This window comes from Xanthomonas sp. JAI131, from assembly GCF_013410075.1.
Taxonomy (GTDB): domain Bacteria; phylum Pseudomonadota; class Gammaproteobacteria; order Xanthomonadales; family Xanthomonadaceae; genus Xanthomonas_A; species Xanthomonas_A bonasiae.
In genome coordinates this window covers 1-22897 of record NZ_JACCCN010000003.1, presented here as the reverse complement: position 1 = coordinate 22897, position 22897 = coordinate 1, and the positions used below count along the sequence as shown (strand labels likewise).

The window sequence follows — 22897 nt, the reverse complement described above, 5'->3', positions numbered from 1 at the left end:
GGCCTCCGCAGCGCGAAAAATCGCCGTCAGGTGGCAATCAACGAAAAGGAAGTTCCGAATGTCCGAAATTTCGCAACGTGGTTCGCGCCAGCGTCCTTGGCTGATCGTGCTGGGAGCGTCCGCATTGACTTCGCTGTTGCTGGCGACCCCGGCATTCGCCGGCGACGTCAACCTCTCCGGCCTGAACGCCGAGCCGACCGTGCAACGTTTCATCGTCAAGACCCGCGATGCCGCCCCCGTCGGCGTCGCCAGCACGTCCGCCGCCGCCACCTCGGCCTCGCTGCGCGCGACGCTGCAGTCGGTCGCCGCGGCGATGCCGGCCAAGAACGGCCGCGCACTGGGGCTGACCAGCCTGCGCCGCCTGGCGGTCGGCCCGGAAGTGATCCAGTCCAACCGGCCGCTCGACCACGCCGAGGCCGAGACGCTGATGCGCCAGCTGGCCGCCGACCCCAATGTCGAGTACGTCGAAGTCGACCAGCGCATGACCATCGCGCTGACCCCGAACGATCCCAGCCTGTCCAACCAGTGGGCCTTCGGCACCACCACCGCCGGCATCAACGTGCGTCCGGCCTGGGACCAGGCCACCGGCAACGGCGTGGTCGTGGCGGTGATCGATACCGGCATCACCAGCCATCCCGATCTCAACGCCAACGTCCTGCCGGGCTACGATTTCATCAGCGTCGCCGCCGACGCGCGCGACGGCAACGGCCGCGACAGCAATCCGGCCGACGAAGGCGACTGGGCCGCGGCCAACGAGTGCTACTCCGGTTCGCCGGCGTCCAATTCCAGCTGGCACGGCACCCACGTGGCCGGCACCATCGCCGCGGTGACCAACAACAGCACCGGCGTGGCCGGTACCGCCTTCAATGCCAAGATCCTGCCGGTGCGCGTGCTCGGCAAGTGCGGCGGCTACACCTCCGACATCGCCGACGCGATCACCTGGGCCTCCGGCGGTACCGTCAGCGGCGTGCCGGCCAACACCACCCCGGCCGAAGTGATCAACATGTCGCTGGGCGGCAGCGGCACCTGCTCGACCACCTACCAGAACGCGATCAACGGTGCGGTCGGCCGCGGCACCACCGTGGTGGTGGCGGCCGGCAACAGCGCCGCCAACGTCTCCGGCTCGGTGCCGGCGAACTGCGCCAACGTGATCGCGGTGGCCGCGACCACCTCCTCGCGCGCCAAGGCCAGCTACTCGAACTACGGCACCGGCATCGACATCTCCGCACCGGGCTCGAGCATCCTGTCCACGCTCAACGACGGCACCACCACCCCGGGCAATGCCAGCTACGCGTCCTACAACGGCACCTCGATGGCGACGCCGCACGTGGCCGGCGTGGTCGCGCTGATGCAGTCGGTCGCGCCGTCCCCGCTGACCCCGGCGCAGGTGGAGAGCACCATCAAGAGCACCGCGGCCAGCTTCTCCTGCTCGCAGGGCTGCGGCGCCGGCCTGCTCGACGCCAATGCCGCGGTGACCGCTGCGCTGGGCGGCGGCACCACCACGCCCCCCACCGGCAACACGCTGCAGGACGGCGTGCCGGTCACCGGGCTCGGCGCCAGCAGCGGCTCGGAGCTGAACTACACCGTGACGGTGCCGTCCGGCGTCAGTTCGCTGACCGTCACCATCTCCGGCGGCAGCGGCGATGCCGACCTGTACGTGCGCCTGGGCAGCGCGCCGACCGACAGCACCTATGGGTGCCGCCCGTATCTCAACGGCAACAACGAGACCTGCACCTTCAACGCGCCCAGCGCCGGCACCTACTACGTGCGGCTCAAGGCGTACAGCACGTTCTCGGGCGTCACCCTGACCGCGAACTACTGATCCGCACGCGGCGCGGCGCTCGCTTGGACGGCGGCGCCGCGTACGCCGCGAATGCCGAACGGATCGGCAGGGCAGGACGCCCTGGACGCTGCAGATGCGACAGCCCCGCGCCCCGGCGCGGGGTTTTTTGTTGCGCGGCGTCCGTCGCCGTCGCCGTTGCGCGGAGATCTGCTTCTGCAGTCCGCAACACGGGTGGCCTGCTGTCACAGATCGGCACATTGGCAGCACGTTCCCCTGCGCCGGCTGCAGCCAGCGCCGATATGGAGGATGCAGGACCGTCTTCACCGGCTGCGGCGGCGATGCCGTCGCGGCCCAAGCGCGCTTGGCGGCGTCCGCCCAGCGCCAGGCACGGCCGACTGCGCCATGCGCCACAGGGGGGAGTCCGATGTCCAAGCATGCAATGTCTCGCCGTGCCCGCTGCGCTGCGATCGTCTCCATCCTGTCGTTGGCGGCCTGCGCAGGCGCTGCCGCCGCCGGCGAGATCGGTCTGCAGGGCCTGGCCTCGACGCCGAATCCGCAGCGTTTCATCGTCACCTACCGCGACGGCGCCCGTCCCGCGCTGTCGGCGCGCACGGCACCGCTGGCGGACGCGGCACGCATCCTGCCGGCGCGGCGCGGCCGCGCGCTCGGCCTGGCCTCGCTGCGGCGCCTGGCGACCGGCGCCGATGTGGTCGGTGCCGATCGCGCGCTGGACCGGGTCGAGGCCGAGACGCTGATGCGCCGCCTGGCCGCCGATCCGGCGGTGAAGAGCGTGGAGGTCGACCTGCTGTTGCGGCCGACGCTGGTCCCGAACGACCCCGGCCTGTCACAGCAGTGGGCGTTCGGCACCACCTCGGCAGCGATCAACGTGCGCCCCGCCTGGGACGTGGCCAGCGGCAAGGGCGTCGTGGTGGCGGTGATCGACACCGGCATCACCGCGCATCCGGACCTGGCCGCGAACGTGCTGCCAGGTTACGACTTCATCAGCGCCCCGCTGGTCGCCGGCGACGGCGGCGGCCGCGATGCCAATGCGGCCGATCCGGGCGACGGCTATCCGGCCAATACCTGCGGTGCCGGCACGCCCGGCGCATCCTCCAGCTGGCATGGCACCCACGTCACCGGCACCATCGCCGCGGTCAGCAACAACGCCGCCGGCGTGGCCGGCACTGCGTTCAATGCCAAGGTCCTGCCGGTGCGCGCGCTGGGCAAGTGCGGCGGTTACCTGTCCGATGTCGCCGATGCCATCGTCTGGGCGTCGGGCGGCAGCGTCGCCGGCGTTCCCGCCAATCCAACCCCGGCGCAGGTGATCAACCTGTCGCTGGGCGCCAGCGGCACCTGTTCGGCGACGATGGCCAATGCCATCGCCGCCGCCGTGGCACGCGGAACCAGCGTGGTGGTGGCTGCCGGCAACAGCAACGGCAACGTCGCCGGCAGCGTGCCGGCCAACTGCCCGAACGTGATCGCGGTGGCCGCGACCACCTCCGCCGGCGCGCGCGCCAGCTTCTCCAACTATGGCGCCGGCGTGGATGTCGCCGCGCCAGGACAGGGCATCCTGTCCACGCTCAACACCGGCACCCTGGCGCCGGCCGCGGCCGGCTACGCATCCTATAGCGGCACCTCGATGGCGGCGCCGCATGTGGCCGGCGTGGCCGCCCTGGTGCTGTCGGCAGCGCTGAACCCGCTGACCCCGGCGGAACTGGAAGCGCGGTTGAAGGCGACCGCCAGTGCATTGCCGGTGGCCTGCACGCTGGGTTGCGGCGCGGGCCTGGTCAATGCCGGCGCGGCGGTGGCGGCGACGCTGAAGGCGCAGACCCTGGTCCGCGGCGTGCCGCTGGGCAGCCTGGCGCTCAAGGCGGGGACTTCGCTGTACTACCAGGTCACCGTGCCGGCCGGCACGCCCTGGCTGAAGCTGGCCCTGGCCGGCGGTACCGGCAACGCCGACCTGTATCTGCGCGCTGGCGGCCTGCCGACCGACACCGTCTACGGCTGCAGGTCGATCGCGACGGCCAATGCCGAGAGCTGCACGCTCAACCTGCCTGCCGGGACCTACTACGTGCGGGTGAAGGCGGTGACCTCGGTGGCCGGGGTAGGCGTGACCGCTAGTTACTAGGGAACCTCACTCGCATAGGTCGCACGCGCGGGCCTGCAATACGTCAAGCAGGCGCTCGGCGTCGATTTCCAGCAGCAAGCCGCGCTGCCCGGCGTTGAACCACACGCTGCCCGGGGCCAGCGCCGATTGCTCGACCAGCACCGGCGCCGGCCGCTGCTGGCCCAGCGGACTGATGCCGCCGACCTTGTAGCCGGTGCGGCGCTCGGCCTCGGCCACTTCCATCATCCGTGCCGATTTGCCGGCGCCGGCTGCGGCGAGCTTCTTCAGCTGCACGCGGCGATCGGAGGGCACCACCACGCACACGGCGTTGTGGTCGATCCACGCCATCAGGCTCTTCAACACCCGTGCCGGCGGCAGGCCGAGCGCCTGCGCCGCCTGCAGGCCCTTGGCGCCGGCTTCGGCTTCGTAATCGTAGGGATGCAGGCGATAGGCGACGCCGGCCGCGTCCAATGCCCTGGTTGCGCGGGTGGCTTTGGACATCGCGGCTCAGACGGGCTCGAAGCGGTTCGCGGCCACGTTCTTGCGCACCTTCTGCGGATCCCAGATCTGCCCGTTCATGGCGATGTAGACCCCGGCCGGCAGCGACTGCACCGCGCCGACCGCGCAACCGATGTTGAATTCGGCATCGGAGCCGCGGAACCGCGCCGGGTTCAGCGCGCCGGTCATCACGATGGTCTTGTCCGGGATCGTCTGCAGCACCTTGCCGGTCTGCACCATCGAGTCGGTGCCGTGGGTGAGCAGCACGTGGCGCGCGGACTGCGCGGCGACGGTGGCGCGGATCAGCTCGCGGTCCTCGTCGGTGATGTGCAGCGAGTCCTTGCGGATGATCGGGATCACGGTGAAGCGGAAGGTCACGCCCAGTTCCTTGAGGATCTGGCCGATCTGCGGATCGCCGATCTGGTAGTCGGACTTGTCGTCGAAATAGATCTTGTCGATCGTGCCGCCGGTGGTGACGATCAGGAGTTCTTCCATTGCCGGTTCCTAGAGCATGACGGGGCGCGGCCGCGGTCGCGCAAGGCCGCCATGATACCGGCAGGCCGGCGGCGGCCGCTCAGGGCGTGTCGCCGCCGGGCGGCCTGGCGCCGCGCTTGCGGGCGAAACGCGCGCGCAGTCCCGGCGCGCTGGACAGGCCGATCGCCAGCAGCGCCAGCAGCAGTTCGGCCCAGGCGTAGGCGCGCTGCGGCGGATGGCTCCAGGCGGCCATCACCCCGTGGCTGAACCAGAACAGCCCGAACACGCCGGCCCAGAAGCGCGCCACCGCCGAGCCGCGCAGCACGCCGATCGCCAGCAGCAGCGGCGGCAGCGCGAACACCAGCAGCGCGGCGAGACGGTGGCGGTCGTCGTGGAACCAGGCCGCGTACAACAGCGCCAGCACCAGCAGCGTGGCTGCCAACGCATGACGCAGGCGGGTGGTGCTCATGGCGCCGCCAGGCGTTGCGCGATGCCGGCCAGGCGCCGGCCCAGCGCGCGCGCCAGCTGCGCTTCTTCCTCGCTGGGTTGCGGATCGTCGTCGGCGCCGGCGACGTGGCTGGCGCCGTACGGGGTGCCGCCGCTGCGCGTGCTGCTGAGCAACTGCTCGGTGTAGGGAATGCCGACGATCACGCAGCCGTGGTGCAGCAGCGGCAGGTGCATCGACAGCAGCGTGGCTTCCTGGCCGCCGTGCAGCGAGGCGGTGGAGGTGAACACTGCCGCCGGTTTGCCGGCGAGGGTGGCGCTGGCCCATTCGGCGCCGAGCCCGTCGATGAAATGCTTGACCGGCGCGGCCATGTTGCCGAAGCGTGTCGGGCTGCCCAGCGCAAGACCGACGCAGTCGCGCAGGTCGCTGGCGTCCACATACGGCGCGCCGCTGTCGGGCACCGGCGGCGCGCTGGCCTGGGTGACCGCGGCCACCGGCGGCACCGTGCGCAGGCGCGCGGCCATGCCAGGCACTTCGCCGACGCCGCGCGCGATCTGCCGCGCCAGGCGCGCCACCGAACCGCCACGGCTGTAGTACAGGACCAGGATCTCGGCCATGCGGCCCTCGCTTGCTTGCACCAGAACGGCCGCCAGTATCGGCGATGCCGGCATCCGTGCGCATCGGGTACCCTTGCCCGATGCAGCCTTTGGACACGGTCAATCTCTGGACGGAGCGGGTGCGCGACCGCGCGCGGATGCGCAGCTTCGCCGGGTTCCTGTGGCGGCGCTTCCTCGACGACCGCCTGTTCCAGGCCGCCGCCTCGCTGGCCTACACCACGATCTTCGCGCTGGTGCCGCTGGCGATGGTGGTGTTCGGCGTGCTCTCGGCGTTCCCGGTGTTCGACCGCTGGAGCGACCAGCTCAGCGACTACATCTTCTCCAACTTCGTGCCGGCCGCGGCGCGCTCGGTGGAGGCCTATCTGCGCCAGTTCTCGGCCAGCGCCGGGCAGCTGACCAGCGCCGGCACCATCGCGCTGATGGTGTCGCTGCTGATCACCTTGAACAGCGTCGAGCAGACCTTCAACCGGATCTGGCGGGTGGTCTCGGCGCGGCCGCGGCTGACCCGCTTCCTGGTGTACTGGACGGTGCTGACCCTGGGGGCGCTGCTGGCCGCGGCGTCGCTGGCGGCGTCGGCGCGGTTCTTCGCGCTGCCGCTGTTCCGCACCAGCGAGGGCCGGCTGCTGGCGCAGATGGCGCTGGGCCTGGCCCCGGTGCTGATCGAATTCGTCTGCATCACCCTGGTGTACCGGGTGGTGCCGCACCACACGGTCAAGCTGCGCCACGCGGTGCCCGGCGCGCTGCTGGCGGTGGCCCTGCTGGAACTGGTGAAGTGGGGGCTGAGCCTGTATCTGGGCAGCTTCCAGTCCTACCAGCGCATCTACGGCACGGTCGCATTCGTGCCGATCTTCCTGCTGTGGACCTACCTGAGCTGGATCGGGATCCTGCTCGGCGCCTCGCTGGCATCCTCGATCGCCGCCTTCCGCTACCAGCCGGCGTCGATGCGGCTGCCGGCCGGCTACGAGATCTACGGCTTGCTGCGCCTGCTCGGGCGCTTCGCGCAGGCGCGCAAGGACGGCCACGGCCTGCACGAGGATCAGATCCTGCAGCTGGAGCCGATGCTGACCGATTCGCTGGTGCAGGAACTGCTGTGCGAACTGGAGCGCAGCCGCCTGCTCAGCCGTGCCGAGCACGGCGAATGGCTGCTGGCGCGCGACCTGGCCGACGTGCCGCTGACCGAGCTCTACGAAAACTGCCAGCTGCGCATCCCGATCGCCGAAGCCTACCTGCCGTGCCGCGACGACGCGCTGGGGCAGGCGGCGTGGCGCGCGCTGGACGAATTGCGCATGCCGCTGCGCGACGTGCTGAAACGGCGCGTCGGCGACCTTTACACCGATATCGGAGACCTCGCATGACCCCGCGCATCCTGTTCCCGTTGTTCGCCGCTGCCGCGCTGCTGGCAGGCTGCGATCGGCCTCCTTCGCCCGCCGATGGCGCCGCGCCGGGCGCGCCGGCGCCTGCGGCTCCCGCCGCCCCGGCGGCACCTGCAGCGCCAACTGCCCCGACCGCGCCCGCCGCTGGCGAAGGAGCGAACGTGGTGCAGGAAACCCGGCCGCAGCCGACGCTGAAGGTGAAGGCGGTGGACGGCAGCGAGTACGACCTGGCCGCGCATCGCGGGCAGTGGGTGGTGGTGAATTTCTGGGCCACCTGGTGCGCGCCGTGCCTGAAGGAAATGCCAGAGCTTTCGGCGTTGCACGTGATGCGCGACAACATCGAAGTGGTGGGCCTGGCCTACGAGGACATCGAGCCGGCGGAGATGCAGGCGTTCCTGAAGGAACATCCAGTGGCCTACCCGGTGGCGATCCTCGACACCTATGCGCCGCCGGCCGATTTCGCGACCCCGCGCGGACTGCCGATGACCTACCTGATCGCGCCCGACGGCAAGGTCGCCAAGCAGTTCCTGGGTCCGGTCAATGCGCACGACATCGAGGCGGCGATCGCCGCGGCCGGCGGCAAGATTGCCGGCCAGGCGAAGGCGGCCGGTTGATGGGGGCCGCCCGCTTCCTGGTCTCCGGCCGGGTGCAGGGCGTGTATTTCCGCGCCTCCACCCGCGAACGCGCGCTGGCGCTGGGGCTGGATGGGCACGCGCGGAACCTGGCCGACGGAAGCGTGGAGGTCATCGCAGCAGGCGAGGCCGCGGCGCTGGAGGCGCTGGCCGAATGGCTGCGGCACGGCCCGCCGGCAGCGCGGGTCGAGCAGGTGCTGCGCGAGCCGTGGCCGGAGCCGGTGGTGGCGGGCTTCGCGATCGGGTGACATCGCGGAAATCTTGGCGGCTCGCGGGGGAGGGGCTTCAGTCCCGACGAGTCCTTGCCGGTAGCGCGTCGGGACTGAAGTCCCTCCCACACCACCGCCCGCCGCTGCAGAAGGCGTTTCAATCCGGCCGCGTCGTTGCGGACGCGTCCGGTCGCGGCTGAAGCCGCTCCTACAGGAAACCATTGCGCCGTCGGGCGCGGACCGCATCATCGAGTCTCGAGTCTCGAGTCTCGAGTCCCGAGTCCCGAGTCCCGAGTCCCGAGTCCCCAATCCCCAATCCCGGCCTCAAACCGGATACGACGCGATCGGCTGCAACACGCCGAACTTTTCCTTGCGCGGTTTGTGCTTCAGCGGCGGCAGTTCCAGTTCCGGCTCCTGCAGCGGGGTGCCGGGTAACTGGTCGAGCAGATGCCGGATCAGGGTCAGGCGGCCGCGCTTCTGGTCGTTGAAGTCGACCAGCGTCCACGGCGCCTGGTCGCGGTGGGTGGCGTCCAGCATCGCCTCGCGGGCGCGGGTGTAGTCGGCGTACTGGGCGCGCGACTGCAGGTCCACCGGCGACAGCTTCCAGCCCTTCAGCGGATCGTGCAGGCGTTCGGCGAAGCGCTTCTCCTGCTGGTCCTGGTCCACGCACAACCAGTACTTGAACAGGCGGATGCCGTCGTCGACCAGCAGTTGCTCGAACAGCGGCGCCTGGCGCAGGAAGGCCTGGTATTGCGCGTCGCTGCAATAGCCCATGACCCGCTCCACCCCGGCGCGGTTGTACCAACTGCGGTCCATCAGCACCATTTCGCCAGCGGCCGGCAGATGCGTGGCGTAGCGCTGGAAATACCACTGCGTGCTTTCGCGGTCGGTCGGCTTGGGCAGCGCCACCACCCGGCATTGGCGCGGATTCAGATGTTCGGCGATGGCCTGGATCGCGCCGCCCTTGCCGGCGGTGTCGCGGCCTTCGAACAGCACCAGCATGCGTTCGCCGCTGTGCTGCAGCGCTTGCGCCAGCGCCGTCAGCTCCAGTTGCAGCGGTTGCATCAATGCCTGGTACTGCTTGCGCTTGAGTTTGCTCATTTGCTGCGTCTCGTGCGGGTGCCGGCCATGCTGCGCGCCACTTCCAGCAGCGCGCCCTGCTGGCGGCTGTCGAGCGCGCGATAGGCCTGCAATAGGTCGTGTTCGCCGCGGGTGCGGGCCGGGTCGAGCTGGCTGGCCAGTTCGCCGAGCAGCGCGCCCGCGGGAACGCCGAAGGCGCGCGCCAACGCATTGAGCTGGTCGCGGCCGGGCATCTTCTCGCCGGCCAGCCAGGCCTTGACCGTGGCGGCGCCGGCGCGCGGGATGGCGGCAGCGATGTCCGCGGCGGTCATGCCGCTGGCTTTGGCCAGCAGGCGCAAGGTGGTGTCCAGGGGCATGCGCGGTTCCAGGTCATTCCTTCAGGCGTGGGCGCAGCGTGGCCAGGTTGCACGGCCGGGTGCGCGCGTCGAGCTGCGCGGCGACGATCCTTTCCCAGGCGGTGCGGCAGGCCGAGGTCGAGCCGGGCAGGCAGAACACGAAGGTGGCGTTGGCCAGGCCGGCGAAGGCGCGCGACTGCAGCGAGGAGGTGCCGATCTCCTCGAAGCTGATCGCGCGGAACAGTTCGCCGAAGCCGGGCATCTGCTTGTCCAGCAGCGGCAGCAGCGCCTCGGGGGTGGAGTCGCGGCCGGTGAAGCCGGTGCCGCCGGTGACCAGGATGCCGTCGACCTGCGGGTCGGCGATCCACGCCGAGACCACCGCGCGCATCCGGTAGCGGTCGTCGGGCAGCAGCTCGCGCGCGTACAGGCGGTGGCCGGCCTCGCCGAGCACCGACACCAGGTAATCGCCGGAACTGTCTTCGGCCAGGCTGCGCGTGTCCGAGACGGTCAGTACGCACAGGTTCAACGCGATGAAATCGGCTTTGGCGCTCATGCCCGAAGCCTAGCGGCTCGCCCGGTCGGCGTATAGCCTGCGGGCGCGCATCGGCGGCGTCCGTACAGGCGCCGTCGCAGAAGCAGGGCGATGCCGGTTCAGGCGGTTGCGTGCGCGGGCTGCGTCGGGGTGCCGGGCAGGGTCAGCGCGCGCGGCCGGTAACGGCTCACGCTGGCCGCGGGATGGGACGCCAGGGGCAGGCGCTCGGGTTCGCGCTGCAAGGCGCGACGCTGCGCGTCGGCGCTGCTCCATTCGGCGTAGTCGAGCAGGCTGAGGCCGTCGTCGGACAGGTGCAGGTGCGAGGCGATCAAGCCGCGCAGCGCGTGCGCGCCGTTCTGCAGCGCGGCGAACGCCGCGCTGGCGTGGAGTTGCGCCTGCGCGGCATCGCGGGTCGCCAGCCTGGTCACCACGACGCAGCCGGGCACGCGCTGCGGATCGGACACCCCGCTGCGGATGCGCCGGTAGCGTTGCAGCGTCAGTCGCGGCGCCGGCGCGCGCGGGTGCAGGCTGCGGCCGAGCTGGGTGGTGTCGTCGCCGCAGCATTGTGCGTACAGCAGATCTGGCGCGGCGCTCAGCGATTCCAGCCAGGCCAGGGCATGCAGGCCGCCACCGGGGTTGGCGTGCAAGCGGGCGAGCAGCGTCGCGCAGACCGGCGCCGAGGCGTGGGCGACCAGTACGCTGCGTGCGTGCGGGGAGGTGAGGTCGGGCGACAGGCGTGACGGCATCGGGGCGTGCGCGAACGGAAGGCGCGCAGTGTCGAACCTCAACCGCGCTTCAGGTCAAGCGCGTTCGTGCATGGGGGCGCTTCGGCAGCACGCGGCGATGTGCGTGTCGTCAGCCGCGGTCGGCTGCCGCTCGCGCTGCGTTGAAGAAGCGCGAGCACCGATGCCGGCAACCTGTCGGAAGGTTCGGTCTGGCTGCGAACGCATCCGCTCCCGCGCGCCAGGTGTCGGCGCCACCAAGGCCTGGCGATTGGCGAGCTACTGCGGCCCGCTCCAGCCGTGCCGGCGCGCGGTATCGCGCAACACGTCCGCGAAGTCCGCAGCGAAGCCTTGCATGTCGAACAGGCCGGCGCTGGCGCGGCGCTGCTGCAGCGTGTCGCGCAGTGCGCGCAGCGCCGCCGGATCGCGGCCCAGCTGCACCGCCCTGGCGACGAAGGCATCGTCGTCGGCGACGTTTATCGCGTCCATGCCCAGATGATGGTTGAGACTGCCGGCCACGCGTGCGGCGAAAGTCGCGCCGGGGCAGGTCAGCAGCGGGCAGCCGGCCCACAGCGCGTCGGAGGCGGTGGTGTGCGCGTTGTACGGGTGCGTGTCCAGGAACAGGTCGGCATGCCGGTAGCGGGCCAGGTAGTCGGCATGCGCCAGCTTGGGCATGAAGCGCAGCCGCGCCGGATCCACTTCGGCACGGCGCGCGACATCGCGCAGCCGCGCATCGGCCTGGCCGGGCCCGGACAGCAGCCACAGCACGCTGTCCGGCACCTGGCGCAGCACCGCGAGCATGCGCGCCATGCTGCGCGGGGTCAGCTTGTAGCTGTTGTTGAAGCAGCAGAACACCGTGCCGTGCTCGGGCAGCCCGCAGTCGCGGCGCGACGGTGGCGCGCCGACGTGGCGGCTGTCGTCCGAGGGCTGGAACGCGCGCGGCAGGCGCAGCACGCGCTCGCTGTAGTGCGCGGCCAGCGCATCGGGCAGCGCGAACGCATCGCCGATGACGTAGTCGATCCACGGCGCGCCGGACGTGCCCGGGTAGGCCAGCCAGTTGATCTGCAGCGGTGCCGGACGCAGCGCCAGCACTTCCGGCGCACCGCCGCCGCCCCAGCCGCGCAGGTCGAACAGGATGTCGATGCCGGCAGCGCGAATGCCTTGCGCGATCGCCCGGTGCGGCTGTCCGGCGACGTCGTGCCAGGCGTGCGCCGCGGCGCGCAGGCGCGTGCGGATCGCGCTGCCGTCGTCGCGGTTCAATGCGAACAGCTGCACGCGCAGGTCGGCGTGCGCGCGCAGCCGTTCGAACAAGGCCACGGTCAGCAGCCCGGTGGGATGCGCGCCGAAGCCGTTGGACAGGAAGCCGACCTGCAAGGGGCCGGCGCGGCGCAGCGTCGCCGCCGGCAAGGGCGCCAGCGTCTGCGCCAAGGCGAGCGCACGGTTGCGCGCGCAGTGCAGCTGCTCGGCGGCGGTGGCGTCCTCGTTGAGGAACGCGAACGGTTCGATCGCCGGATGGCCCTGGCGCACCGCGCCGCGGACCTGCTGCGACAGCGCATCCAGCGCGCGCCAATCGCACAGTTTGCGCCGCCAGTTCAGCAGGTGCGCGGCGATCGACGGCTCCTGCGGCAGCAGCGCATGCGCGTGCGCATAGGCCTGCGCGGCGGCTTCAGCTTCGCCGTTGTCCTCCAGCGCATGGCCCAGCCACAGGGCGATGCCCGGGTGTTGCGGCGCGTGCTGCAGCGCCTGGCGCAACGCGGCGGCGGCTTCGGCATGGCGGCCCTGGGTCCAGCGGACGCGGCCCAGCCGTGCCAGGGCTTCCGGATGCGTCGGGCGCAGCTGCAACGCGCGCAGGGCGGCCTGTTCGCCGGCGGCGATCGCCCCGGCGCCGAGTTCGGCGTCGGCCAGCATCACCCAGGCGATGAAGTCCTGCGGGTCGCGGCGCACCGCGTCCTGCAGCTGGCGCAGTGCGTCCAGCGCGCTGCCGCTCACGCGCGCGCGGTGGCCGGCGCGTGCGCAGCGGCGCGGCGCATGCGCACGCTCACGGGCTGTCGCTCAGCCGCGCCAGTTCGTCGACCTGGTGCTCGTGGCTCAGCCGCTCGATCAGCGCATCGAGGTCGCCTTCGATCACGTTCGGCAGGTCGTACAGGGTCAGGCCTTCGACCCGGTGATCGGTGATGCGGCCCTGCGGGAAGCTGTAGGTGCGGATGCGCTGGCTGCGGTCGCCGCTGCCGACCTGCAGCTTGCGGTCCTGCGCCTCGGCCGCGGCCTGCTTGCTGCGCTCGGCGTCGAGCAACTGCGCCTTCAGCCGCTTCATCGCCTTGTCGCGGTTGGCGTGCTGGCTGCGCTCGGTCTGGCATTCGACCACCACCCCGCTCGGCACGTGGGTGATGCGGATTGCCGACTCGGTCTTGTTGACGTGCTGGCCGCCGGCGCCGGACGAACGGAACGTATCCACCTTCAGGTCGGCCGGGTTGATCGCGATCTCTTCCACGTCGTCGGCTTCGGGGATGATCGCCACCGTCGCCGCCGAGGTGTGGATGCGGCCCTGCGATTCGGTCGCCGGCACCCGCTGCACGCGGTGCGTGCCGGATTCGAACTTGAGCTTGGAGTAGGCGCCGCGGCCGACGATGCGCGCCACGATCTCCTTGTAGCCGCCGTGCTCGCCGGGGCTGTCCGATTCCACTTCCACCTTCCAGCCCTGGCGCTCGGCGTAACGCGCGTACATGCGGAACAGGTCGCCGGCGAAGATCGCCGCCTCGTCGCCGCCGGTGCCGGCGCGCACTTCCAGGAACAGGTTGCCGTCGTCGCGCGGATCGCGCGGCACCAGCAGCAGCGCCAGTTGTTCGTCCAGTGCGAGCAGGCGCGCGTGGGCGGCGGCGATCTCCTCTTCAGCCAGTTCGCGCAGTTCCGGGTCGCCGCGCATCGCCTCGGCCGCGGCCAGGTCGGCCTTGGCCGCGGCCTCGTCGGCCAGTGCGGCGGCGACCGGCTCCAGCTGCGCGAATTCGCGCGAGTAGTCGCGGAAGCGGGCGTTGTCGCTCACCACCTCAGGATCGGACAGCAGGCGTTCGAGTTCTTCGCGACGCTCGGCCAGCGCCTCCAGCTTACGGCGCAGGGTCGGTGTCATCGGTCTTCAGAATGGGATGGAAATAGCCCGGTTTTTCCGGGAACAGGCGCTCGGCGGCGCGGGCCAGGTCGGCATCGCCGCTCAGCGCCGCCTCGCGCAGCGCCGCGGTGGGCGGATGCAGCAGGCGGTTGGTCAGGGTATTGGCGAGGAATTCCAGCACTTCGTCGGCCGGCTTGCCGTTGGCCAGCTGCTGCCGCGCCTTGGCCAGCACGTCGTCGCGGGTGCTGTCGCCGTGCGCGCGCAGGCGCTTGAGCGGCGCCTGGCGGGTGCTGGCCTGCAGCGTCTCGATGTAGCGCAGCACCTGCAGGTCGATGATCGCCTCGGCGGCCTCGGCCGCTTCGCGGCGGCCGCGGCGATTGTCCTCGACCGCGCGTTCCAGGTCGTCCACGGTATACAGATAGGCATCGGCCAGCTCGGCCACGCCGGCCTCGATATCGCGCGGCACGGCCAGATCGAACAGCAGCATCGGCTTGTGCTTGCGCGCGCGCAGCGCCTGCTCGACCTGCGCCCGGGTCACCACCGGCTCGCGCGCGGCGGTGGCCGAGAACACCACGTCGGCTTCCTGCAGATGCCGTTCCAGCTCGCTCAGCGGCAGCGCCACGCCGCCATGCCGGCTGGCCAGCTCCTGGGCGTGGGCGAGGGTGCGGTTGGCGATCAGCAGGCGCCGCACGCGGCCTTCGCTGAGGTGCTTGGCGGCCAGCTCGATGGTCTCGCCGGCGCCGACCAGCAGCACCGTCGATTCGCTGAGCCGGGCGAAGGAGTTCTGCGCCAGGCGCACCGCGGTGGAGGCCACCGAGACCGGATTGGCGCCGACCCGGGTGTCGGTGCGCGCGCGCTTGGCCACCGAGAAGGTCTGCTGGAACAGCCGGTCCAGGCGGTTGCCCATCGCCCCGTGCTCGCGCGCCAGCGCCCAGGCGTCTTTCACCTGGCCGAGGATCTGCGGCTCGCCCAGCACCATCGAGTCCAGCCCGGTGGCGACGCGGAACAGATGCCGCACCGCGTCGGCATCCTGGTGCTGGTACAGATAGCCGTGCAGGCCGGCCGCGTGCGAATCCAGCCAGTCGGCCAGGCTCTGCGCGTCGTCGGCGATCGCGTACAGCTCGGTGCGGTTGCAGGTGGACAGCAGGGCGGCCTCGGCGACGTTGGGCAATGCGCGCAGCGACTGCAGCGCGCGCGGCAGCGCATCGCCGGCGAACGCCACCCGTTCGCGCAGGTCGACCGGCGCGGTCTGGTGGTTCAATCCGAGCACCCACAACGTCATCTGTTCAGTTGCTTGCGATAAGCTGCTGGCCATTCAGGGCCCCATTTTACGGCCCGGTTGCCCCCGATGCCCGCATTGATTCGCATCCGTATCGTTCTATTGCTGTCGGCGCTCGCCGCTTTGCCCGCCATCGGCGCCCCCGCCGCCGCGCCGACGGCCGCCGCCAAGGTGCCGCCGAGCGCCGCGGCGTCTTCGTTGACGCCGGTGCTGGCCGGCGAATTCGCGCTGCAGGCCGGGCAGCTGGCCGATGCCTCGCACTGGTACCTGCAGGCGGCGAACGAGGCGCCCGGCGATGCCGGTCTGGCCGAGCGTGCGACCCGTATCGCGATGCTCGCCAACGACAATGCGGCCGCGGCGCAGGCCCTTGCGCTGTGGCGTCAGCGCGCGCCGGAGTCGCTGCCGATGCGCGGCGCCGAGGCGGCGCTGGCGCTGCGCAACGGCAATCTGCGCCAGGCGCGCGGCCTGCTGGTGGCGCTGCTGCGCGACAAGGACGCGCGCGGCTGGCGCTACGCGCTGGTGGCGCTGGTCAGCGGCAACCGCGATCCGGAAGTCGCTGCCAAGGTGCTGGACCAGCTGCTCGACGCCAATGCCATCCCCGACCAGCTCGAGGCCTGGCAGGAGTTCGGGCGCCTGGCGCTGCGCCTGGAACAGCCGAAGCTGGCCGAGCGCATCGTCGATCAGCTGGTCAAGCGTTTCCCGGAGGAGCCGCGGGTGGCCCTGCTGCACGCCACCCAGCTGCAACAGGCCGGCAAGACCGAGCAGGCGCGCGCGCTGCTGCAGGGCGTGGAGCCCAAGGCGCCGCGCGATCCGGAACTGCGCGGCGCGCTGGCCTACGCCTACGACGCGATCGGCGACACCGCCGCGGCGGCGCGGGTGCTGGCGCTCGGTCCGCAGGACACCCAGAACTACGGCCTGCGCGCTTCGATGCTGGCCAAGCTGCAGGACAACGCGGCGCTGAGCGCGCTGTACGCGGAGCTGAGCAAGGAGACCGCGCAGCCGGATCCGGAGCGGCGCCTGCTGCTCGGCAAGATCGCCGAGTTCCTGAAGCGCTATCAGGAAGCGGTGACCTGGTACCGCGGCGTGCCGGCCGGCCCGTTGCGCAACGAAGCGCGGCTGCGCACCGCCGGGGCGCTGTACGAACTCGGGCAGAAGGATGCGGCCTTCGCCGAGGCGCGCGCGCTGCAGGACGATGCCGAGGCCGACGATGCCGCGCGCCGCGACGCCTACGTGCTGGAGGCGGAATTGCGCCAGCGCAGCGGCGACGACGCCGGCGAACTGCAGGTGTTCGAGCGCGGCCTGGCCGCCTATCCGGACGACAACGCGCTGCTGTACGCGCGCGGCCTGGCCTGGGAGCGGCGCGACCGCATCGACCGTGCCGAAGCCGACCTGCGCAAGATCCTGGTCACCGAGCCGGAGAACGTGGCCGCGCTCAATGCGCTCGGCTACACCCTGGCGGACCGCACCCATCGCTACCGCGAGGCGCTGCAGTTGATCGATCGCGCGCGTACCGCCGATCCGGACAATGCCGCGATCATCGACAGCTACGGCTGGGTGCTGTACCGGTTGGGCAAGACCCAGGAAGCGCTGGTGCAACTGCGCCGCGCCTGGACCCTGTTCAAGGATCCGGAGATCGCCGCGCATATCGGCCAGGTGCTGTGGGAACAGGGCAAGCGCGACGAAGCCACGAAATACTTCGACGAGGCGCGCAAGCTCGATCCGAAGAATCGCGCGCTGCAGCGGGCGATGGAAAAGGTCGCGCCGTGAGGTCGGCGTTGCGCGCGGCATGGGCGCTGACGGCGCTGCTGGTGCTGGCCGGCTGTACTTCGCTGGCGCCGCGGCAGGCGCCGCCGGCCGCGAGCGCACCGCTCGGCGAGGCCGCGCGCCAGGCCGAAGCGGCCCGCGGCGCATGGCTGCAGGCGCATCCGCAGTGGTCGTTCCAGGGCCGGGTGGCGATCACCAAGGGCCGCAATGGCGGCAGCGGCCGCATCGACTGGGCGCAGCAGCAGCGCCAGTACCGGATCGAGCTGAGCGCGCCGGTGACCCGGCAGAGTTGGCGCCTGACCGGCGACAGCCAGCGCGGGGGAGGCCGTCTGGAAGGGCTGGAGGGCGGTCCGCGTGCCGGCGATGACGCGCAGCAGCTGCTGCTCGAGGCGACCGGTTGGGAGATTCCGGTCAATCTGCTGCCGGATTGGGTGCGCGGACGGGTCGCGGCGGACGTGGGCGCACCCGAGCAGGTGAGCTACGACGCCGAGGGGCGCCCGCAGACGCTGCGGCAGATGGGCTGGGAGATCCAGTTCCAGGAGTGGTACCCGCCCAGCGACGGCCGTCCGGCCCTGCCGCGGCGCATCGAGGCGCGCAACGGCGACGCCAAGGTGCGCCTGTTGCTGGACCAGTGGGACTTCGCCGCGCCATGAGCGCCGTGGAAGAGGGCGGCTGGTCGGCGTGGCCGGCCCCGGCGAAGCTGAATCTGTTTCTGCAGATCACCGGCCGCCGCGCGGACGGCTATCACGAACTGCAGACCGTCTTCCGCCTGCTCGATTGGGGCGACACCGTGCATCTGCGCGTGCGCGCCGACGGCGTGGTGGCGCGGATCGGCGACTCCGTGGCAGGCGTCGCCGAGGCCGACGACCTGTTGGTACGGGCCGCGCGGCTGCTGCAAACGCACGCCAAGATCGCTCAAGGTGTCGACATCCGCGTCGAAAAGCGCATTCCTGCAGGTGGCGGTTTCGGTGGCGGCTCGTCCGACGCGGCGACCGCGCTGGTCGCGCTGAATGCGCTGTGGGGCGCCGAACTGGACGAGGATGCGCTGGCCGGCCTGGGTCTGGCGCTGGGCGCGGACGTGCCGGTATTCGTGCGCGGCCGCGATGCCTGGGCCGAAGGGGTGGGCGAACGGCTGACCCCGTTGCGCCTGCCGCCGGCCTGGTACGTGCTGGCAGATCCGGCGGTTCACGTGCCCACCGCGGCGCTGTTCCAGGCCCCGGATTTGACGCGGGATGCTGCGCCCGCGAAAATGGCCGACTTCGTTTCAGGTTTCCTGCTCGGCAATGCGTTCGAGCCGGTGCTGCTCCGCCGCGAACCGGCCATCCAGGCTGTGTTCCAGGCGCTTGCGCAGATCGGCACGCCGCGCCTTACCGGGTCGGGGAGCGGGTGTTTCGTCGAGTTCGCCGATCGCGCTGCCGCCGTGCGCGCGCTGGCGGCCTTGCCGGACGGGTTGCGCGCCTGGGTGGCCGGCGGCGTGACCCGATCGCCGCTGCTCGATGCGCTGGAGGCATAGCAACAGTTTCATGCAGGGGCGTCGCCAAGAGGCCCAAGGCACCAGGTTTTGATCCTGGCATTCGTAGGTTCGAATCCTACCGCCCCTGCCAATTGTGTCTGCAGATCCCTCTGCAAGAGCCCGCACATCCATGTGCGGGGGTTCAACAGGTAGAAGCCTTCTTCGCCTGAGTTTTCACAAGTTTCATGCTGTTTCTTCGTTTCGCAGTTCTTTCGCCGCCGCCGCCCGAGACACTCCTCATGCAAGATCAACGTAACCTGCTGGTGTTCTCCGGCAATGCCAACAAGCCGCTTGCCAAGAGCATCTGCAAGGAACTGGGCGTGCGTCCCGGCAAGGCGATGGTGTCGCGCTTCTCCGATGGCGAAGTGCAGGTGGAGATCGAGGAGAACGTGCGCCGGCAGGAAGTGTTCGTGATCCAGCCGACCTGCGCGCCCAGCGCGGAAAACCTGATGGAGCTGCTGGTGCTGATCGACGCGCTCAAGCGCGCCAGCGCCGCCAGCGTCACCGCGGTGGTGCCGTACTTCGGCTACTCGCGGCAGGACCGGCGCATGCGTTCCTCGCGCGTGCCGATCACCGCCAAGGTCGCGGCGAAGATGTTCACCGCGGTCAATGCCGACCGCGTGCTGACCGTGGACCTGCACGCCGACCAGATCCAGGGCTTCTTCGACATCCCGGTCGACAACGTCTACGCCTCGCCGCTGCTGCTGGCCGACATCTGGCGCGCCTACGGCACCGACAACCTGATCGTGGTGTCGCCTGACGTGGGCGGCGTGGTCCGCGCCCGCGCCGTGGCCAAGCGCCTGGACGACGCCGACCTGGCGATCATCGACAAGCGACGCCCGCGCGCCAACGTGTCCACGGTGATGAACATCATCGGCGACGTCGAAGGCAAGACCTGCGTGCTGGTCGACGACATCGTCGACACCGCCGGTACCCTGTGCGCCGCGGCCGCCGCGCTGAAGGCGCAGGGCGCGCTGAAGGTGGCCGCGTACTGCACGCATCCGGTGCTGTCGGGCCCGGCGGTCAGCAACATCAGCAATTCGCAGCTCGACGAGCTGGTCGTCACCGACACGATTCCGTTGTCGGACGCCGCGCGCGGCTGCAGCAAGATCCGCCAGCTCAGCGTCGCCGAGCTGCTGGCCGAAACCATCCGCCGCATCGCCTTCGGCGAGTCGGTGAGTTCGTTGTACGTCGATTGATTAGAGGCCGGGATTGGGGATTCGGGATTGGGGATTTGCAGAGCCGGCGCTGTTGCGAATCCCCAATCCCGAATGCCGAATCCCGGCTTTCCAACGACTCTTCTGGTCGCGGAAGAGTCCTCAAAACCGCCGCGAGGCGGTTCATTCAACCAAGGTAGTAAACGCAAATGGCAACCACACATGAAATCAAGGTTCAGCGCCGCGAGGTCGAGGGTAAGGGTGCGAGCCGCCGCCTCCGTCGCGACGGCCTGATCCCCGCCATCGTCTACGGTGGCGAACTGAAGCCGGTCAACATCGAGCTCAACCACAACGAAGTCTGGCTCGCCAGCCAGAACGACTGGTTCTATTCGTCGATCCTGAGCCTGAGCCTGAACGGCGACATCCAGAAGGTGCTGCTGCGCGATATGCAGCGCCACCCGTTCAAGCAGCTGATCATGCACATCGACTTCCAGCGCGTGAACGACAACGAGGCGCTGCACGCTTCGGTGCCGCTGCACTTCCTCAACGAGGACACCTCGCCGGCCGGCAAGTCGGCCGAAGTGGTCGTCACCCACGAGCTGAACGAGATCCAGGTCGTGTGCCTGCCGAAGGACCTGCCGGAGTTCGTCGAAGTCGACCTGTCCGCGCTGTCCGTCGGCGACGTGATCCACCTGTCCGACCTGAAGCTGCCGGCCGGCGTCGAGCTGCCCGAGCTGAAGTTGGGCAAGGAGCACGACGTGGCGGTGGTCATCGCCAAGCACGGCCAGATCGAGGCCGAGCCGGAAGCGACCGAGGCTCCGGCCGCGGCCGAGCCGGCGAAGAAGGACGGCAAGTAATCGCCTGCGCAGCGCCCGGGCCATCGGGTCCGGGCGCTGCGGCGATGCTGCGGCATGACTGGTCTGCGTCTGATCGTCGGTCTGGGCAATCCCGGAGCCGAACACGCGAACACCCGGCACAACGCCGGGTTTCGTTTTGTCGAACATCTGGCCGAGCGGGCCGGCGCGCGTTGGAGCGTGGACGCCAAGCTGTTCGGCGAAACCGCCAAGGTCGATGTGGCCGGGCAGGCGCTGTGGCTGCTGAAGCCGGCCACCTTCATGAATCTCAGCGGCAAGTCCGTGACCGCCGCGTTGCGCTACTGGAAGATCGAACCGGCGCAGGCGCTGCTGGCGCACGACGAACTGGATCTGGCGCCGGGCACGGCGCGGCTCAAGTTCGACGGCGGCCATGGCGGGCAGAACGGCTTGCGCGACACCATCCGCCTGCTCGGGCATGCCGGCTTCCATCGGCTGCGCATCGGCATCGGCCATCCCGGCCACAAGGATAAGGTCGTCCCCTGGGTGCTGGGGCGTGCGAGCAAGGACGACCAGATCCTGATCGACCGCGCCATCGACGACGCCATCGCGGTGCTGCCGCTGGCGGTGCAGGGCGATTTCAACGAGGCGATGAAGCGGTTGCATACGAGCAGGGATTCGTGATTGGGGATTGGGGATTCGCGGCCGTGCGGCATGGCGAATCTCCAATCCCGAATCCCAAATCCCGGAAGTGAACCATGGGCATCAAATGCGGCATCGTCGGCCTGCCCAACGTCGGCAAGTCGACTCTGTTCAATGCGCTGACCAAGGCGGGCATCGCTGCGGCCAACTTCCCGTTCTGCACCATCGAGCCCAACGTCGGCGTGGTGCCGGTGCCGGATCAGCGGCTGGGCGAGCTGTCCAAGATCATCAATCCGCAGAAGGTCGTGCCGACCGCGGTCGAGTTCGTCGACATCGCCGGCCTGGTCGCCGGCGCGGCCAGCGGCGAGGGTCTGGGCAACAAGTTCCTGGCGCACATCCGCGAGGTCGATGCGATCACCCACGTGGTGCGTTGCTTCGAGAACGCCGACGTGATCCACGTCAACAACAAGGTCGATCCGATCTCGGACATCGAGACCATCGATACCGAGCTGGCCCTGGCCGATCTGGACAGCGTCGAGAAGGCGTTGAACCGCGCCGAGCGCAGCGCCAAGGGCGGCGACAAGGACGCGGCCGCGCGCAAGCCGGTCCTGGCCAAGCTGCAGGCCGCGCTGGCCGACGGCAAGGCCGGGCGCAGCGCGGGCCTGGACGAGGAGGAGAAGGCGCTGGTGCGCGACCTGTTCCTGCTCACGCTCAAGCCGGTGATGTACATCGCCAACGTGCTCGAGGACGGCTTCGAGAACAACCCGCACCTGGATGCGGTGCGCGCGCGCGCCGCCACCGAGGGCGCCGAAGTGGTGCCGGTGTCGGCGGCGATCGAGGAAGAGCTGTCGCAGCTGGACGACGCCGACCGCGACACCTTCCTGGCCGACCTGGGTCTGGCCGAGCCGGGCTTGAACCGGGTGATCCGCGCCGCGTACTCGCTGCTCGGGCTGCAGACCTATTTCACCGCCGGCGTCAAGGAAGTGCGCGCGTGGACGGTGAAGGCCGGATCGACCGCGCCGCAGGCCGCCGCGGTGATCCACACCGATTTCGAGAAGGGCTTCATCCGCGCCGAAACCATCGCCTACGACGACTTCATCAAGTACAAGGGCGAAGCCGGTGCGCGCGAGGCCGGGCGGCTGCGCCTGGAGGGCAAGGAATACCGCGTGCAGGAAGGCGACGTGCTGCATTTCCGCTTCAACGTCTGACCCGCATGCGCGCGTTCGCGCCGTGCCACGGGCGCGGCGCGCGCGGTGCGCGTTTCCTGCGACATCGCGTCAAAATACTGTTGACAAGGCAGGGATGTCAGGGAAGAATAGCGGGCTGTTTCACCCCGGACTGATTTCGGCCTTGCGGCCTGGTCGGGACGGGTAGCTGGAGGGATACCCAAGCGGCCAACGGGGGCAGACTGTAAATCTGCTGGCTTACGCCTTCGGTGGTTCGAATCCACCTCCCTCCACCAGTTTTTTTGTTGTGGCAGTGCGGCATCCCGTAGCGGGAGTAGTTCAACGGTAGAACCTCAGCCTTCCAAGCTGATGGTGCGGGTTCGATTCCCGTCTCCCGCTCCATTGAACGCGCTTGTGTCACAATAGAACTACGCTCACGTAGCTCAGTCGGTAGAGCACCTCCTTGGTAAGGAGGAGGTCGAAGGTTCGATTCCTTTCGTGAGCACCATATTCAGTCTCCAAATCTTTCTACGATCACCGAGAAGAAGCAGCCATGGCCAAGGGTAAGTTCGAGCGCACCAAGCCGCACGTCAACGTCGGCACCATCGGTCACGTCGACCACGGCAAGACCACGCTGACCGCGGCGCTGACCAA

General features: G+C 70.0%; 23 protein-coding genes, 4 tRNA genes and 1 pseudogene. 17 read left to right on the top strand and 11 right to left on the bottom strand.

The window, feature by feature from the left end; translation table 11 throughout:
- Positions 1-58: 58 nt before the first annotated feature.
- On the top strand, positions 59-1822 hold the full coding sequence (locus HDC36_RS13135; protein WP_179568150.1) for a S8 family peptidase: 1764 nt from the start codon (positions 59-61) through the stop codon (positions 1820-1822).
- Between the two features lie 385 nt (positions 1823-2207).
- Positions 2208-3911: a S8 family peptidase gene (locus HDC36_RS13130; protein WP_179568148.1), complete on the top strand. Its 1704-nt coding sequence runs from the start codon at positions 2208-2210 to the stop codon at positions 3909-3911.
- 6 nt (positions 3912-3917) lie between these two features.
- Here the strand turns inward: HDC36_RS13130 and ybaK are convergent, their stop codons facing one another.
- From ybaK to wrbA, 4 genes are all read right to left on the bottom strand, one after another.
- The gene (ybaK, locus tag HDC36_RS13125) at positions 3918-4391 is read right to left on the bottom strand and encodes a Cys-tRNA(Pro) deacylase (RefSeq protein WP_179568146.1); all 474 of its coding nucleotides are present in this window, start codon (positions 4389-4391) and stop codon (positions 3918-3920) included.
- Between the two features lie 6 nt (positions 4392-4397).
- On the bottom strand, positions 4398-4883 hold the full coding sequence (locus HDC36_RS13120; protein WP_179568138.1) for an asparaginase domain-containing protein: 486 nt from the start codon (positions 4881-4883) through the stop codon (positions 4398-4400).
- A 79-nt stretch (positions 4884-4962) separates the two neighbouring features.
- Complete coding sequence (locus HDC36_RS13115; RefSeq protein ID WP_179568136.1) at positions 4963-5331, bottom strand: DUF2069 domain-containing protein; 369 nt, start codon at positions 5329-5331, stop codon at positions 4963-4965.
- The gene (wrbA, locus tag HDC36_RS13110) at positions 5328-5924 is read right to left on the bottom strand and encodes an NAD(P)H:quinone oxidoreductase (protein ID WP_179568135.1); all 597 of its coding nucleotides are present in this window, start codon (positions 5922-5924) and stop codon (positions 5328-5330) included. The genes HDC36_RS13115 and wrbA overlap by 4 nt, the downstream gene beginning before the upstream one ends.
- An 80-nt stretch (positions 5925-6004) precedes the next feature.
- Here wrbA and HDC36_RS13105 point away from each other — a divergent pair, with 80 nt between their 5' ends.
- The 3 genes from HDC36_RS13105 to HDC36_RS13095 are packed head-to-tail and all read left to right on the top strand — an operon-like array spanning position 6005 to position 8177.
- Positions 6005-7279 carry a YihY family inner membrane protein gene (locus tag HDC36_RS13105; protein ID WP_179568133.1) on the top strand — a complete coding sequence of 425 codons (1275 nt, stop codon included), beginning with the start codon at positions 6005-6007 and terminating at the stop codon, positions 7277-7279.
- Positions 7276-7911, top strand: a complete 636-nt coding sequence (locus HDC36_RS13100) for a TlpA disulfide reductase family protein (protein ID WP_179568131.1) — start codon at positions 7276-7278, stop codon at positions 7909-7911. The genes HDC36_RS13105 and HDC36_RS13100 overlap by 4 nt, the downstream gene beginning before the upstream one ends.
- Positions 7911-8177, top strand: coding sequence for an acylphosphatase (locus HDC36_RS13095; protein WP_179568129.1), 267 nt, complete (start codon positions 7911-7913; stop codon positions 8175-8177). The genes HDC36_RS13100 and HDC36_RS13095 overlap by 1 nt, the downstream gene beginning before the upstream one ends.
- Positions 8178-8462: 285 nt before the next feature.
- Here the strand turns inward: HDC36_RS13095 and ppk2 are convergent, their stop codons facing one another.
- From ppk2 to hemA, 7 genes and pseudogenes are all read right to left on the bottom strand, one after another.
- On the bottom strand, positions 8463-9239 hold the full coding sequence (gene ppk2, locus HDC36_RS13090; protein WP_179568127.1) for a polyphosphate kinase 2: 777 nt from the start codon (positions 9237-9239) through the stop codon (positions 8463-8465).
- Complete coding sequence (locus HDC36_RS13085; RefSeq protein WP_046980479.1) at positions 9236-9574, bottom strand: helix-turn-helix domain-containing protein; 339 nt, start codon at positions 9572-9574, stop codon at positions 9236-9238. The genes ppk2 and HDC36_RS13085 overlap by 4 nt, the downstream gene beginning before the upstream one ends.
- 13 nt (positions 9575-9587) lie before the next feature.
- Entirely contained in the window at positions 9588-10106 is a 519-nt protein-coding gene (moaB, locus tag HDC36_RS13080) for a molybdenum cofactor biosynthesis protein B (RefSeq protein WP_053841088.1), read from the bottom strand.
- Positions 10107-10204: 98 nt separating this feature from the next.
- Positions 10205-10831, bottom strand: a complete 627-nt coding sequence (locus HDC36_RS13075; protein ID WP_255432743.1) for a hypothetical protein — start codon at positions 10829-10831, stop codon at positions 10205-10207.
- Between the two features lie 255 nt (positions 10832-11086).
- A pseudogene (locus HDC36_RS13070) lies at positions 11087-12802 on the bottom strand (tetratricopeptide repeat protein); the annotation flags it as partial.
- 43 nt (positions 12803-12845) lie between these two features.
- Positions 12846-13931 carry a peptide chain release factor 1 gene (gene prfA, locus HDC36_RS13065; RefSeq protein WP_053836197.1) on the bottom strand — a complete coding sequence of 362 codons (1086 nt, stop codon included), beginning with the start codon at positions 13929-13931 and terminating at the stop codon, positions 12846-12848.
- Entirely contained in the window at positions 13909-15192 is a 1284-nt protein-coding gene (gene hemA / locus HDC36_RS13060; protein WP_179568123.1) for a glutamyl-tRNA reductase, read from the bottom strand. Before hemA ends, prfA begins: the two co-directional genes overlap by 23 nt.
- 66 nt (positions 15193-15258) lie before the next feature.
- On the opposite strand from hemA, the gene HDC36_RS13055 reads away from it, so the two are divergent.
- From HDC36_RS13055 to HDC36_RS13000, 12 genes are all read left to right on the top strand, one after another.
- Positions 15259-16956 (top strand): tetratricopeptide repeat protein, encoded by a 1698-nt coding sequence (locus tag HDC36_RS13055; protein ID WP_179568121.1) that lies wholly within the window; start codon positions 15259-15261, stop codon positions 16954-16956.
- Complete coding sequence (gene lolB, locus HDC36_RS13050) at positions 16953-17606, top strand: lipoprotein insertase outer membrane protein LolB (RefSeq protein WP_179568119.1); 654 nt, start codon at positions 16953-16955, stop codon at positions 17604-17606. Before HDC36_RS13055 ends, lolB begins: the two co-directional genes overlap by 4 nt.
- Positions 17603-18466 carry a 4-(cytidine 5'-diphospho)-2-C-methyl-D-erythritol kinase gene (gene ispE / locus HDC36_RS13045; RefSeq protein ID WP_179568117.1) on the top strand — a complete coding sequence of 288 codons (864 nt, stop codon included), beginning with the start codon at positions 17603-17605 and terminating at the stop codon, positions 18464-18466. The genes lolB and ispE overlap by 4 nt, the downstream gene beginning before the upstream one ends.
- A 14-nt stretch (positions 18467-18480) precedes the next feature.
- Positions 18481-18557: transfer RNA gene (locus tag HDC36_RS13040), tRNA-Gln, on the top strand.
- A 148-nt stretch (positions 18558-18705) separates the two neighbouring features.
- Positions 18706-19665, top strand: a complete 960-nt coding sequence (locus tag HDC36_RS13035) for a ribose-phosphate diphosphokinase (protein WP_179568115.1) — start codon at positions 18706-18708, stop codon at positions 19663-19665.
- Positions 19666-19832: 167 nt separating this feature from the next.
- Positions 19833-20480 (top strand): 50S ribosomal protein L25/general stress protein Ctc, encoded by a 648-nt coding sequence (locus tag HDC36_RS13030; protein WP_179568113.1) that lies wholly within the window; start codon positions 19833-19835, stop codon positions 20478-20480.
- A gap of 54 nt (positions 20481-20534) precedes the next feature.
- The gene (gene pth, locus HDC36_RS13025) at positions 20535-21119 is read left to right on the top strand and encodes an aminoacyl-tRNA hydrolase (protein ID WP_179568111.1); all 585 of its coding nucleotides are present in this window, start codon (positions 20535-20537) and stop codon (positions 21117-21119) included.
- 74 nt (positions 21120-21193) lie between these two features.
- Positions 21194-22285, top strand: coding sequence for a redox-regulated ATPase YchF (ychF, locus tag HDC36_RS13020; RefSeq protein WP_179568109.1), 1092 nt, complete (start codon positions 21194-21196; stop codon positions 22283-22285).
- Positions 22286-22453: 168 nt separating this feature from the next.
- A tRNA-Tyr gene (locus tag HDC36_RS13015) sits at positions 22454-22539 on the top strand.
- Between the two features lie 32 nt (positions 22540-22571).
- Positions 22572-22645, top strand: a tRNA-Gly gene (locus tag HDC36_RS13010).
- A 30-nt stretch (positions 22646-22675) separates the two neighbouring features.
- A tRNA-Thr gene (locus HDC36_RS13005) sits at positions 22676-22751 on the top strand.
- A gap of 45 nt (positions 22752-22796) precedes the next feature.
- Positions 22797-22897 (top strand): GTP-binding protein (locus HDC36_RS13000; RefSeq protein WP_031270842.1); only part of this gene is annotated, 101 nt, incomplete at its 3' end.